The organism is Ohtaekwangia koreensis (assembly GCF_900167975.1).
GTDB lineage: Bacteria > Bacteroidota > Bacteroidia > Cytophagales > Cyclobacteriaceae > Ohtaekwangia > Ohtaekwangia koreensis.
In genome coordinates, this window is record NZ_FUZU01000004.1 from 233,644 (window position 1) to 247,791 (window position 14,148).

11 protein-coding genes are annotated in these 14,148 nt (G+C 43.4%); 2 read left to right on the forward strand and 9 right to left on the reverse strand.

Annotated features, from left to right (window positions below):
* Position 1 precedes the first annotated feature (1 nt).
* The 5 genes from B5Y40_RS24380 to B5Y40_RS24400 all read right to left on the reverse strand — a co-directional run bounded on the left by B5Y40_RS24380 (position 2) and on the right by B5Y40_RS24400 (position 8,476).
* Positions 2 to 1,765, reverse strand: coding sequence for a sugar-binding protein (locus B5Y40_RS24380; RefSeq protein WP_079689483.1), 1,764 nt, complete (start codon positions 1,763 to 1,765; stop codon positions 2 to 4).
* Between the two features lie 66 nt (positions 1,766 to 1,831).
* Positions 1,832 to 3,364: a RagB/SusD family nutrient uptake outer membrane protein gene (locus B5Y40_RS24385; RefSeq protein WP_079689484.1), complete on the reverse strand. Its 1,533-nt coding sequence runs from the start codon at positions 3,362 to 3,364 to the stop codon at positions 1,832 to 1,834.
* An 18-nt stretch (positions 3,365 to 3,382) separates the two neighbouring features.
* Positions 3,383 to 6,685, reverse strand: coding sequence for a TonB-dependent receptor (locus B5Y40_RS24390; RefSeq protein WP_245840754.1), 3,303 nt, complete (start codon positions 6,683 to 6,685; stop codon positions 3,383 to 3,385).
* 148 nt (positions 6,686 to 6,833) lie between these two features.
* Complete coding sequence (locus B5Y40_RS24395) at positions 6,834 to 7,844, reverse strand: FecR family protein (RefSeq protein ID WP_079689485.1); 1,011 nt, start codon at positions 7,842 to 7,844, stop codon at positions 6,834 to 6,836.
* 59 nt (positions 7,845 to 7,903) lie between these two features.
* The gene (locus B5Y40_RS24400; RefSeq protein ID WP_079689486.1) at positions 7,904 to 8,476 is read right to left on the reverse strand and encodes an RNA polymerase sigma-70 factor; all 573 of its coding nucleotides are present in this window, start codon (positions 8,474 to 8,476) and stop codon (positions 7,904 to 7,906) included.
* A gap of 251 nt (positions 8,477 to 8,727) precedes the next feature.
* Here B5Y40_RS24400 and B5Y40_RS24405 point away from each other — a divergent pair, with 251 nt between their 5' ends.
* Positions 8,728 to 9,747 carry a LacI family DNA-binding transcriptional regulator gene (locus tag B5Y40_RS24405; protein ID WP_079689487.1) on the forward strand — a complete coding sequence of 340 codons (1,020 nt, stop codon included), beginning with the start codon at positions 8,728 to 8,730 and terminating at the stop codon, positions 9,745 to 9,747.
* 145 nt (positions 9,748 to 9,892) lie between these two features.
* Positions 9,893 to 10,669, forward strand: a complete 777-nt coding sequence (locus B5Y40_RS24410) for an HAD-IIA family hydrolase (RefSeq protein ID WP_079689488.1) — start codon at positions 9,893 to 9,895, stop codon at positions 10,667 to 10,669.
* Positions 10,670 to 10,671: 2 nt separating this feature from the next.
* Here B5Y40_RS24410 and B5Y40_RS24415 read toward each other — a convergent pair whose 3' ends face one another.
* The 4 genes from B5Y40_RS24415 to B5Y40_RS24430 form a co-directional block, all read right to left on the reverse strand.
* Positions 10,672 to 11,145, reverse strand: coding sequence for a peroxiredoxin (locus tag B5Y40_RS24415; RefSeq protein ID WP_079689489.1), 474 nt, complete (start codon positions 11,143 to 11,145; stop codon positions 10,672 to 10,674).
* Between the two features lie 241 nt (positions 11,146 to 11,386).
* The gene (locus B5Y40_RS24420) at positions 11,387 to 12,310 is read right to left on the reverse strand and encodes a DUF4097 family beta strand repeat-containing protein (RefSeq protein ID WP_079689490.1); all 924 of its coding nucleotides are present in this window, start codon (positions 12,308 to 12,310) and stop codon (positions 11,387 to 11,389) included.
* A gap of 70 nt (positions 12,311 to 12,380) precedes the next feature.
* The gene (locus tag B5Y40_RS24425) at positions 12,381 to 13,271 is read right to left on the reverse strand and encodes a DUF4097 family beta strand repeat-containing protein (protein ID WP_143785926.1); all 891 of its coding nucleotides are present in this window, start codon (positions 13,269 to 13,271) and stop codon (positions 12,381 to 12,383) included.
* Positions 13,272 to 13,347: 76 nt separating this feature from the next.
* A complete protein-coding gene (locus B5Y40_RS24430) occupies positions 13,348 to 14,139 on the reverse strand; it encodes a HEAT repeat domain-containing protein (protein WP_079689492.1) in 792 nt (263 codons plus the stop codon).
* Positions 14,140 to 14,148: the final 9 nt, after the last annotated feature.

Sequence of the window (14,148 nt, forward strand, 5' to 3'; positions counted from 1 at the left end):
GCTAATCTGTTAAAAATAAAGGCGACCACGTATAGGGAGCATCGGTAACATTTCCCGATAGAGGTTCTGTATAATCATGCTTTATGCCGTTTGAGGTTTCGCGTAACTCGGCATGAAATCCAATGCGTGTATCTTTTTCAGGACGACCGTTTAGAGCAGACCAAGGTATGGCGGCTTCTATACTATATCCTGACTCCGTTGCCGCAACTTTCGTTTGAACACCGGCAGGATTCCAATCCACCCAATGGCCATCTTTACCTTGTGTATAAAATATTTTACCACTGGCCGTCATCGTGAACGAAAAGAAATTTGCCACAGGCGCTCTGGCGGCCAGGTTCTTCGGATCAATATATACCCGGATGCCATCATCTTTTTGCGCATCACCGGAAGATGCAAATACGTTTGTATCGTTCACCTCCGCCATCAGGTAAAGCATATCTTCGCTCCATGCGGTGTGCATTTCAACCGAGGTGCTTCCGTATCCGCCTATGTATACAGAAGGTGCCGCGCTCCAAAGAGGTTCTGACTCTGAGCCATCAACTGTAATGAACGCGCGATGTGATTTTATGGGACGCAGCACTCGACCTTTGATCATCCATACGGCAGTCTTGTCTCCAAACCCATTGGTGGAACCAAGCGCGATCACCGTTGTATCATTTTCAATCGCGATGGAATTCCATAGTGAAGTTTTCGCGGTATCGGATATATAAAAAGGTATACTCTTCCGGTTGAAATTTCTCCCATCGGAAGATCCTATGGCCACGATCATGTCACTGCGATCCCATTGGTAGTCTTTACGATACTCATTTCCCTGGTACGATAGCAATACCTCACCTGAAGAGAGCTGACGGATATAGGGAGCTCCTGCATACTTTGTAACCGGCACGCGATTCAATTTATCCAAAGCATGTTCACGATCAGTGCTGGATGCCAGCACCGGTGCGTTGTTCCAACTGTTGCTTGCCGTTGTGCGGATGATGACCGGTTTAAATTCTCCCGGATCTATACCATTGTCTTCAATGGCAAAAAGTATAGTTTGTTTATTTTGTAATAACAATGGTACAGGCATACCATCGCGGTAGCCGCTTCGAAAACTTACCTTCTCCCCTGCTGTCCACGTGGTGCCATTATCAACCGAACGGAACATCGTAATCTCCTGCTCATCACTTTGTGTATAGGGACCTTCATTTGCTATATATAGCTGGATCTCTCCGGAGGGCAACTGAATCTGGGCCGGCTCCCAACAGCCATTCTTAAATTCATATCCGGCAGTATATACCTGTACAGCTGATGACCAGTGTTTACCACCATCGTCACTGCGCTTTACCTGTATAGCAAATCGCTTGTCAGGATTTGTGTTATTACCGGTAGGCCGCAGGTTGTATGAGATCAGTATACTTTGGTCCTGCAATTGCAGAACTTCCGGCACGGCACGTGCTATATCATTTTCACGCGCGGCAATCATCACTGGTTCACTCCAGTGTTCACCACCATCGTTGCTAGTTACGGCTTGTGTATTACCATCACTTTCAAAAACACAGAACAGCGTACCATCGTGGAGTTTAATCATACGCGCATAGCCCGCGTAACCGGCTTCTGCAGGAGACACTTGACGGAGCGTTTTATAGTCCCACGCAATGCGTATACCATCCACCGGTTCTTCCGATTCTATAGTCCTCGGTTCGGCATGGTCTTCGTTCTTACAACTGCTTACGATCAAAAAAATAAAAGCGATCGTATGAATTCGCTTTACGACTTCATCCATAAAGATTAGCAAAGTAAATGAAGACGAAAGAGAAGCACGATCTATAGTGTGCTTCCCTTCAATCCATTAATAAGGTGTATTCTGATTGAGGTTTGTATTATTCTCCACCTCGATTTGAGGAAGTGGCAAACGATGATGTTTACCCAATACAAAATTATTGAAGTCAGGATCACGCGTCTTCAACTCATTTATACCTTCCTGCGATGTAAGATCGCCCCAACGTTTCAAATCCATCCAGCGGAAACTCTCGCCTGCAAGCTCCAGTACACGTTCGGTTTTCAATCGATCAAGGAATTTATCATAATCTGTTCCGATCTCAGGATACGCTTCTTCAAGCGGTGCCATGTTTGCACGGGCACGCACTATATTTACATACTGGTATGCATCGGCTGTGGTGCTAAGTTCATTCAGTACTTCTGCATAGAGCAAGAGTATATCTGCATAGCGGATGACACGTTGATTTATCTGTGAATAGTAATCTTCATTGGTGCGATAGTAATCACGCTGATATTTTCTGAACCAGGCTTCATCCGCTCCCCACTCCCAACTTCTGCCATACGTCTTGTCTCCGAAATCCGCCTCGAGCGAACTATAAAATAGTGTGTGACGTAAGCGCTCATCTATATTTCCATCTACATCAGGTTCATTCTTGAATTCATTTACCAACCAGATGCGCGCCTGTCCATCAGACCATCCTATACTTCGGGGAGCAAAGAATTGTGCACGTGTATTGCCCATCGAAGCATTAGGGTCGTCTGCATCGCCACCTTTGTTTACATCCGAAAACTGAATCTCAAAAACAGACTCAATGTTATTCTCATTGGTATGCGTGAAGTTGTCTTTATAGTTCGGCACGAGCCCGTAAAATCCTTTACCTTCTCCGGTAACCAGATAGTCCAATGCAGCTTTTGCTTCAGGCCATTCACGTTGTTGCATGTGCGCTTTTCCAAGTAACGCTAATGCAGCGCCTTTCGTGGGTCTTCCTACTTCACCACTTATTTCCCATTTGCCGGGTAACACTTGTGATGCTTCGGTAAGATCTTTTTCAACCTGTGCCCATACTTCTGCCTGTGTATTTTGTACCGGCAGATCATCGGGTTCGGATGGCTCCAATACCAATGGAACATCTTCCCATAATATAGCCATGTTGAAATAATAAAACGCGCGCAGAAATTTCGCCTGTGCGAGGATGCGTTCTTTTTTCGTTGCATCAAATTCAATCAGCGGAACATTCGCTAACACTTGATTACAACGAAACACAGCTTTATAGTGGTCGCGCCAACTGTTATTATTCCCCTCCCAAAAATTATAGTTTACATATTGAAAACGCGTCCAGTCGGCAAGCTCTGTCCAAGGGCTGTTGCTAAAACCTTCGTCAGAGGTGAGATCATACCGGAAGTACATCCAGCGTGACCATGAACCTGTTTTATAGAACATCGCATACGCGGCATTCAATCCGTTCTGAGCATCTTGTTCTGTTTTCCAAAACTCTGTAACCGTTAGTGAGTTCGGATTTTTTTGATCCAATAGATCTTCACTGCAGGATGCTGCCACCTCTAGTATTGCGAACAGTGAAAGGATATATATACTCTTTTTCATAGCCGTTGCATTCAGGAATTAAAATGTGAATTGTAAGCCCAGTGATACCGTTCTCACATTGGGGAAAACACCAAAGTCATAGCCTTTCTCGTAGATCGTAGGACCGTTGAATTCAGGATCGAGTCCTTTATACTTGGTAAACGTGAGCAGGTTTTGTCCGGAGATAGAAACCTTTGCAGACTCTATTCCGATTTTGCTGATGAGCTCAGTAGGCAATGTATAGGCTATGCTCACAAACTTCAGGCGTGTAAAGCTTCCGCTTTCGAGCCAGCGATCTATATCACCGCGTGAGTTGAGTGTAGAGGCATATAGCGCGCGCGGTACATCCGTATTGGGATTCTCTTCCGTCCAAGGCTGAATGCCTGCACGGTAATTTGAGTTATCATCAAAACGATCCATTACACTGCGCGGACCGTTGAATATTTTTGCTCCGTACGATCCAAACCACGTCATGGTAAACTCTATACCTTTATAAGACGCTCCCAGGTTCAAGCCTAACTCTATATCTGGCCACGGACTTCCCACGACTACTTTATCTTCGTTGTTTATCGTTCCGTTATCATCGGTATCTTTAAAGCGGATGTCTCCAGGTTTTGCATCCGGCTGTATAACGGTGCCGGTGCTGTTCCTATAGTTTTGCACTTCTTCCAGATTCTGAAACAAGCCATCCGTTTCCAATACATACCACATACCAATGGGCTGTCCTATTTCTGTACGCGTGTTGCCTACATATATATCTGTTCTGCCATAACCTAAATTTTTCACTTTGTTATTGATCGTAGTGAGGTTGGCGGTTACAAAGTAATTTAGCGGGCGAGCGCTTTCACGATACGTCACAGAGAATTCGAAGCCTTTGTTTTGCAAGGATGCAGCATTCACTACCGGGTTGCCTCCATCATTACCGGTGGTCATCGCGATGGGCATTTGTGTGAGTACATCTTTTGTATCCGATATATAGTATTCTGCAGTAACACTGACTTTATCATTCAGAAAAGCTCCATCTATACCGAAGTTCTTTTGTGTAACGGTCTCCCACTTCAAATCGGTGTTTACCAGTTTTACTTGTGTAGCACCTGTTTCAGTATGCTGATCATTACCAAAAGCAACGGATGAGAATGTATTGACTACGGGTTGAAAATCATACGGACCAATGTTACTGCTTCCCAACGTTCCATAGTTTGCACGTATTTTCAGATCGGAGATCCAGGACACCTGGAAGAAATTTTCCTGGCTGATCCTCCACGCTGCAGATATAGAGGGATAGCTGTCCCAGCGATTTGCTTTACTCAGGCGTGAGCTTCCATCTCTTCGAACCACGGCACTGAATAAATATTTATCATCATAGTCATACGTGAGTCGGCCGAGATAGGATAGCAGTACCGTTGTATTCGCATACCCACCGGCCTGCGGATCGGTAACTCCGGCATCCAATACGGAGTAATAGGCACCACTTGAATTTGAGATCAGGTTTCGCTTTGTTCCCCAGATCTGTCCATAATTATCTTTCTGAAAAGTTTGTCCTGCCAATATATTCAGACTATGCTTCCCGAATTCTTTATCGAAGGTCAGTGTGTTTTCTACCAGTGCCATATAGGAGCGTGCGCGATTTTCATTGGCGATGGATGGATCTGCAGGTTGATTTAAAGTCCAGTTACCGACCTTGCGCAGATACCTGTAATTATCGCTGCTGGTTTCATAACCGAGATTGATCCTATATTTCAAATACGGACGCAGCTTTAACTCGGACCATACATTTCCTCGTACACGGAAATTCTCGTTGGTGCGATCTTCCAAATCCGCGATAGCGATCGGGTTTGTTCCAAACGTACGAGCCTTGGCTTCATCACCATAACCATATCCACCCGGATGACTGGCATCGTATACCGGTATCGTTGGGAGCAGGCGTACAACATCTAATATAGGATTGCCCGACATCTCATCGGCCTTTGCATTGCTGATGGCTATATTTTCGCCAATGCTAAATATACCTTTGGAAGCTTGTGTGTTAACGCGGAAACTCAGTCGCTCGAACGCGGTGCTGATCACTGTTCCTTTATTGCTGAAATAATTTCCGGATACCAGGTAACTACCGTTTTTACCACCACCGGAAAAACTTAAATTATAATCCTGGATAGAGCCCGTCTGAAATGTTTCATCCTGCCAATCGGTATCAACAGAAAGATCAAGGTTCTGACGAGTCTTCCCTGCATTATCATACGCCATATAGTTCAGTCGCGCGAATTCTTCCGTACCAGCGAGATCATAACGTGGTATAGTTTGAACACCAGTCTTTCCGGAGAACTCAACTTTCATCGGTCCCTCCTTCCCTTTTTTCGTAGTGATGATGATCACACCGTTAGCGGCACGTGATCCATATATAGCGGCCGCGGATGCATCTTTTAAAATTTGTATAGACTCTATATCATTCGGGTTGAAATCGCGATTGGCGGTTGATACCAGCCCATCGATAACATATAGCGGGTTCGCTCCGTTGAAACTTTTCAAACCACGAATCTGTACTTGTGCTTCCGAACCGGGTTGTCCTCCGCCACGAATGTTAACACCGGTAGCCAAGCCTTGCATCGCTTCGGCAATGGTTGTGGCTTGTCGTTGTTGTACAGCTTTCGAATCTACAATGGAAACCGCACCGGTGAGGTCTTTCTTTTCCTGTTCACCATAGCCGATCACTACGATCTCCTGCATGGTGGTAACATCCTGAATCAATTGTATACTCAGTGAAGTTTGTGATCCCACCGTAACTTCCTGCGAGGTATAGCCTATAAATGAAAAGACGAGAACACTGTTTTCGTCCTGAACCTGCATGGTAAATTCTCCGTTCGCATCGGAAGAAGTTCCATTCGCCGTTCCCTTCTCGAGTATATTTACACCCGGTAACGGATCACCGGCTTCATCTTTTATAGTTCCTCGTATCGGTATAGCAACCTGTACGGCTTTAACGATTCGCGCTTCTTTGGTAGTAACCGAAATGGTTTTGTTGATGCGCTTGAATTCGATAGATGCTTGTGCAGAAAGATCTTCCAGCACCTGCCGAAGCGAAACATTTTTATAGTGCAAGTCGAATGATTTATCGACCGATCCCAACTGTGCGGAGTACGCGAACACGAATCGTGTTTTCTCTTCCAACGCTTTAAACACAGTGGTAAGCGAAGCGTCATCCAGCGAAAGCGAGACTTTTACCTTGTCCAGGCTCTGGCTGTTGGTGGACGCTGCAAAGCCCAGATTCATACAAATTACCTGTATGATAAAAAGGCGCAATGTGTACTTCGATATAAGCATGAACAGCTTACGTAAAAATTTCATAGGTTTGTTATGGTTTGAGTTTTATCACTAATTCTCAGGCTATAGTCCGGGCAACCATCGGCCAAAATGTTTGTACCCGGACTATCTTTTACTCTCAACTGTGTTGAGATCCTGAATATCTACGGTGGATTTAATCTGGTCTTTTCGGTCATATATTGTTTTGTTTGGGTTTCATGTTGCATCCGTTGCCCTGCATCACCACGGTGTTCCCTTTTTGTGTGCAGGTTATCTTGAGCATATACTCCATACTTTTCAAAATATTCGGCAGCGTTTCTTTTTGATAGGTAGCGTTGATCACGCAATTACCCAGTGCAGGGTCCTGAAAAATTATATCTACATTATACCACTGCTCGAGCAATGCGGCTGCCTCGCGCACGGTGATGTTGTTGAAGTGAAGGATGTTGTCTTTCCAATCTATATAGTATGATACATCTACTTTTTTTGTAACAATGGCTTCGTTATTTCCACTGACAATAGCTTGCTGATTGGGCGCGAGAATAACTGCATGTACCTGTTTGGTATAGAGGCCAGAACCTACATTTACTTTTCCTTCTACCAGGGTTATCTCTGTAATTTTATTTGCTGATAATGACCGTACATTAAAAGATGTACCCAACACCGTTGTGTTTGCAGATGCAGTATGTACTATAAATGGTTTTGAAGAATCGTGTGCCACATGAAAGTATGCTTCACCTTCCAGGTATACTTCGCGCGTTGTACCAGTAAACTGTTGTGGAAACCTGAGCTTGCTATTTGCATTAAGAACTACTTCACTGCCATCAATCAACTCGATCTTTAATCGTTGTCCGGGTATAGTCTCGGCAGTCTGCTCCTGCATCACAAGTACTTCCGGCTTTGCCATCTCTTCCTTCTTTTTATATACCAGGAAATAGAGCATGGTTATACACAACAATACCGTTGCTGCGATAGAGTACCATGGCGAAAGTGAAAGTCTGTTGACGGGTTGACGGTCTTCCAGTTTCCCGGAAAGCTTCATCCATAGCTCGTGTTTGATGTCGTCATCTTTCTGCGAGATGCGCTGTTCTGCTTCCGGGTAAGAAGCAAAGAAATCATCCAGCAGTTTTTTTTCAGCCGGAGAAGCTGTGCCTTGAATGTAGGCATCCAGCAATTTCTGGAATTGGCGTTCGTCTATTTTCATGATCTGTACTATAGTTGCACACGATTGTGTTAGCCCCTATCGTCAGATCAGATTTTTTTTCAGGAAGGAAAACTGAGCAGTACCGAAGCCAGCATCACGAGTTTGTCCAACGAGAGTCGGAGCATGCGAAGTGCTTTTGTTATTTGGTTCTCAACGGTCTTCGGTGAGATGTGCAGTTGCTCTGCAATTTTCTTATTGGGCAGAAGTTCGTATCGGCTCATGTAAAATATCTCGCGGCATTTTTCCGGAAGAGTCGCGATGCTTTCCTCCAGTGCTGTTTGTAATTCAGCAGCATGAAGTGTTTCCTCTGTTTCGTTTGCCGTGGCAACGAGGTTAATATGTTCGAGATGTTTTTTAGAGATAGCACCAGAGCGTAAGTGCATAAAACATTGCAGTCGTACAGCCTGGTATAGGTACGCACCGATGTTGAGTATATTTCGATCGCGTCCTTTTTCCCATAGCGAAATAAGTACATCCTGCACGATATCCTGTGCCACGGTTTCATCTTCGATTACGCGACAGGCTGCCTGGTAAAGTCGTTTCCAATGGCGATCAAAAAGAATAGAAAAAGCGCGTTGATCGCCTTGACATACCCTATCAAATAATTCCTGATCGTCTTTCTTATCAAGCATAGTTTGGGTTTAGGAAAGAAGCCTCTAACCGAATAAAAGCTTCGAACTTGCACATGGCGAAATAATTGAATTGTTTCAATTAGGATGCTCACGCAAAATTATATTTTAAAAATAACGATTCCGGAAACGTTGTCAAATAAGAATTTATCTATCATTTCAGAACATTATTCTGGAAATCGTTTGCATATTACAACACCTTAAGCGGTTTTGATATTACCTTATGACCTTGTACTATTGAGCCATTTTCTGTGATGAAAAACCCCCAGGCTACCATTCGCGATCTCGCTCTCAAGCTTAATATTTCTATTTCTACGGTTTCTCGTGCACTTCGAAATGCTCCGGATGTAAACCCGGAAACCAAAAAAGCTGTGCTCGAACTGGCCAAGCAATTACATTACGAACCGAATCGTGTAGCGCAAAGTCTCCGGATCAAAAAGACGAACACCATTGGTGTAGTGGTTCCCGAAATCGCGATGCATTTCTTTTCATCGGTGATCAGCGGCATCCAGGAATATTCTGCCAAGCATGATTATAGCATTATGATCTGTCAGTCAATGGAATCATTGCGCACAGAAAAGTCAAACATTCACATGCTGGTTTCGAATCGTGTGGACGGTTTGCTGATCTCACTTTCAAGTCAGACAAAAAACGTAGAACACCTCGAGCACCTTATCGCGAAACAAATTCCGATCGTATTGTTTGATCGTATTACGAGCGACCTCGATGTTTCCAAAGTGGTGGTTGATGATCACAACGGTGCCTTTAAAGGTGTCGAGCATTTGATCAAGACAGGATGTAAACGGATCGCATTTATAGGAGGACCTGATTCGCTATATGTGAGCGATCAGCGTTTACGCGGCTATCGTGATGCTATACGAAACTATAATATAGCGTTTGATGAAGAACTGGTGATACACTGTAAAGATCTTCATACGGACCCAACCGAAGCAACGCATAAACTTCTCGATTTACCTCAACGACCTGATGCTATATTTTGCATGAACGACCCTGTGGCAATTCTGGCGATGCAAGTGTTAAAAGAAAAAGGTATACGTATACCGGATGAAATATCGTTGGTGGGATTTACCAATGAGCCGGTATCGCAGTTCATTGAACCATCGCTTACTACTATCGCACAGCCTGCTTACCAGATGGGACAAACCGCGGCCAAACTTTTCATCCAGCAACTGGACAACAAGCAAGAATTCAAGCCCATCACGAAAGTGCTGCCTACGGAACTCATTATCAGAAATACTACGAGGAAGCTTTAACGTTGCGATGGTGTGTGCGTGTTGGTGCGATGTGAACTATAAATACAGAGTATAATTATATCCGGTCTGTAAATACTTACTTGTTTTCTTCGCTGTGCGTAATAAAATCGCAATCTTTGATTTATACATTATCAATATTATAAAAATGGCAAAAGGTTTATTAATTGACATGGATGGCGTTGTATATGGTGGTGATATACTTATACCTGGCGCTGATGAATTTATAGCCATGTTACTGGCAAAAGATATTCCCTTTATGTTCATGACGAATAATAGTCAGCGTACGCGACTTGAAGCTGTGCGTAAACTAAAGAAGCTGGGCATTAATGTTGACGTTAAGCATATCTATACCAGTGCGATGGCTACCGGTAAATTTCTGGCAGGACAAATTCCGAATGGCTCTGCCTATGTTTTAGGTGAAGGTGGATTACTTACGAGTTTACATGAAAATGGAATTTCGTTGGTAGAGACTGATCCTGATTTTGTGGTGTTAGGTGAGGGAAGAAATTTTACGTTAGAGATGGTACAACGTGCCGTGGATATGATTCTTGCCGGTGCTAAATTTATTACCACCAATCGTGATCCTTCTCCGAAAAAAGCAGGCTGGTCCAATCTCGGTATAGCGGCTACTACTGCGATGATTGAAGAAGCATCCGGTATAAAAGCATTTGTGATTGGTAAACCTGGTCCGGTAATGATGCGCTCTGCACGTAAAGCGCTCGGACTTGAAACCGCTGATACCACTGTAATCGGTGATACAATGGATACCGACATTCAAGGTGGTGTACAGATGGGATATAAAACTATTCTTACGCTGAGCGGTATCACTCGCAAGGAAGACCTGATCAAGTATGCATTCAAACCCGATATGGTTGTAACCTCCGTTAATGAAATCAGGTTACCGTTGCCATGGTGGGATTAATCTCACAGAGCCTTCCGTGCCGCAGGTGCAGTAACATTTTCTACCATGGCCTTAATGTGCTTCTTCGATGAGAATATATTCTGATACATCGCAAGAATGGTATGATCCTTATCCAGCAGATACGTTGTACGTTTGGTAAACATCGGTACAAAAGGCAATTGCGTATCATATAACTCGCAAACTTTCCCACCATTATCTGCCAGTAAATCAAATGGAAGCGCCAACGTCTTTTTAAATTTCGCATGGCTTTCCAGCGTATCTCTACTGATGCCGATAATCGTGATGTTCAACTCCTTGAACACTTCAAATGTATCTCTGAAACTACACGCTTCATTGGTACAGCCTACTGAAAAATCCTTTGGATAAAAATACAATACGCACGGTTTGTTCTTCATATCCTTATACAAGGTAAAATCTCTTCCGCTGGTAGACCCTAATGTAAAATCCGGGGCCTTGGTTCCTGTTGCTAGTGGCATATCGTGTTGTTGGATTCTGTTATCAAAATTCGCAAAACCTTTGTAAAAAACTATTAACTTCTTCACTTACGTAATAGAAAGTAAACATGGTTTTCACTTCGAAAAATATATTCCTCTGTTTCGTTACAGAATACTGGGGTATCATGAAAAAGCGGCAGACTATTATGTCATGCCGCTTTCCAATAAACCACTAAGTATATAAAGTCGCAATCTTCTCTATATCAACCTTGAAAAATATAGGTTATTTCTTCCTTACATAAATATCTCCGTTGTAGTTCTTCAGTGTGATCTCTGCTCCTCCCCCGTTTACATCACCACGTTTATAGTCATCGATCGTAACACGGTATACACCAGACTTCGCATCTTTCTTCTGTACCGGACCGGTGTTGGTCATTTTCATATCGAAGCCGGTAAAGATTTCACCTTGTTCAGTTTTCATTTTAAAACTCGCTTTCAACGCCGCAGGAAATGTAAGGTCTATATCTCCATTGAAAGTAGAGAACGACATCGGTGCACCTTCTTTTACTTTATCGAATGTAACCTTTACTTCTCCATTATAGGTTGTCGCTACAACAGATCCCGAAATATTAAGGGCTGTGATCTCTCCGTTGTAGTTGGTGAGCTCAAGTTCTCCCTGCACATTGGTGATCATCAAATCGCCATCGTTATAAGTATGTACTTCCATATCAAAACCAGAAGGCACTTCAATTTCAAGATCAAGTTTGTTGTTCCATGAATTGGACTGAACTTTTACAAAGTTGCTCGCCTCTGTTACCTCCAGATCCATACCTCCTCCGCCAATTTTACGAAGTCCCTCCGTCCCTTTCGGATCTTTGCTTTTATTTTCACCACGATTACGATTATGGTTGCGATCATGCTCCTGCGTATCATCATCACAATCTTCGCAGTCGCCATCCTCTATAGCTTTATATTTTACCAGTACATCTTTTCTGGCAGTTCCTTTTACCGTGATCGATCCATAGTTTAAATGTGCCTTAAGCTTGCCTCGCTTGGACGGATCGCTGAGCGGTACCGTGAATTCATTATTGCTCTGCGCGTTTGTAATGGATGATGTTATCAATATCAACCCGAAGGTGATCAACACCAGGGCAATTGCTAATACTTGATTTTTCATATAGTCTGTATTCTCTTTTTTCTGATTCATTTTACTTTCCTCGAGGGCAATCCTAGCGGATGCCTTCCGGCATAAAGACACTTTATCTTCTGGTATATATTTAGTTTGTTTTTTCCTTCAGGTATACATTACCATTAAAAGTTTCGAAGTCGAGTAGAATTCCGCCTGTACCAGCCTGATATCGGTTGCCGTTCACTTTGAAACGTATACCCTCTCCTTTCTGACTCTTTTCGATTTGCGCAGGCAGTGATTGCAGTTTATCGATGTTGGTATAAAAATTACCATTGAAGCTTTCGAAACTTAAATTGGCAGCAAGTCCTTTTTGAAACCATGCGTTGATATCTCCATTGAGCGAATAGAAGCGACAGTCTTTCTTCGGGTTAGCCGCATACTCAACATCCAGGTTTCCATTGATGGTGCTAGCCTCTGCTTCGCGTACCAGGTTCTGTAACTTGATGCTGCCATTAATATTATTGGCCATTACTATACCAGTGATTCCCTGCACAACTACGTTGCCGTTGTTGATTGTACTTACATCTACGTTTACATGCGCTGGTACTTTCACCACAAAGTCTAGTTTCCAATCATACTCTGCGTGGCATTCTTTACAGTTGTTATTCCAGTTATACCGCCAGCTCTTTTTGTTTTTACTTCTGTTGTTTTCAGATGTACGTCCAAACGTGTTGCACTCGCCTTCAGAATACAGGATGATTGTATCTACAAGATCGATAACCCCAAGCTTGATTTCCTGTTTGCCTTTTTCAAGACGCTCTTGTGTTTTAGCCGTTATCGTTTTGGTAACTTCTACCAGGATCTTATCTCCGGTATATCCTTCTACCTGTATATTTCCATTTATGTTGGCAATCATGAGCGCGTTGGCAACATCTTTTTTCTCGAACGTAAATTCCTTTGTTATTTTCTCCGTATGAGTCTGTGCCTGTATCGCTACAGCACAAAGCATCATACAAACCAATAGTAATGCTGTTTTCATAATGCAGTTGTTTAGTAAACCTCAGCTATATATTTCACTCTTTCTTTTAAGCAGCCCGGGCATGCACCGGTTGCTATCAGATAATTACTTGTATACTTTCCTGTATTTTCTTCTTTACCTCTTTGGGAGTGTTCTTGTCCTGTAGGAGTTTCTCGAGTTCTTTTACAGAAGATTTAGCCTGGAGTGCTGCCATCAGCTCGGCAAGTTCAAGTTGCACCAGTGGTGATTCTTGTTTTGCTATCGAGCGAATCAATTCCTCACGCACAGCACTTTCTTTTGCATATGCTTTCAGAGCATCCAGTGCCGCGAGCCTTACGTTTACGTTGCTATCATTGTTAAGCGTTTCCAATAAGGCAAGGGTAACTTTATTGCTTACCTGATCCATATCCTGTGTGAGACTTACTGCCTTCAACCGATCTGTCGCCGATTCTTTTTCAAGCAGTGAAAGCATCATCATCTCTTTGAGATCTGTAACCTGTTGGCTCAGCACAGCAATCTCTCCGTGGTTCGTATTACCTGCAGGCTGCTGGCGAATAAAATATCCTGCAGCAAGGCCGATGATTAACGTTACCGAAGCAAAAGCAAGACGCGGTATAATTTCCGGCCAGGCAAAGAACTGCTTCCACGAAAATGTTTTAGCTTGTTTTTTTTCCTGTGCCAGCATGTGATAAAAACGATCATCCAGTTCTAAAGAAGGTGAAGGATCTTCCGCATGAATAACCTGTTCATTCAGCAAATTCAGCTTGTGAAGATCTGCCAAATCGATCACGCCTTCTTCAATGCATTTCTCGATCATCTTTACCTCTTCTGCATTTGCTTGCCCTGCATTATACTTCGTTAACAGCGCCCCTATATTTACCTGTTCCATAATCTTGTT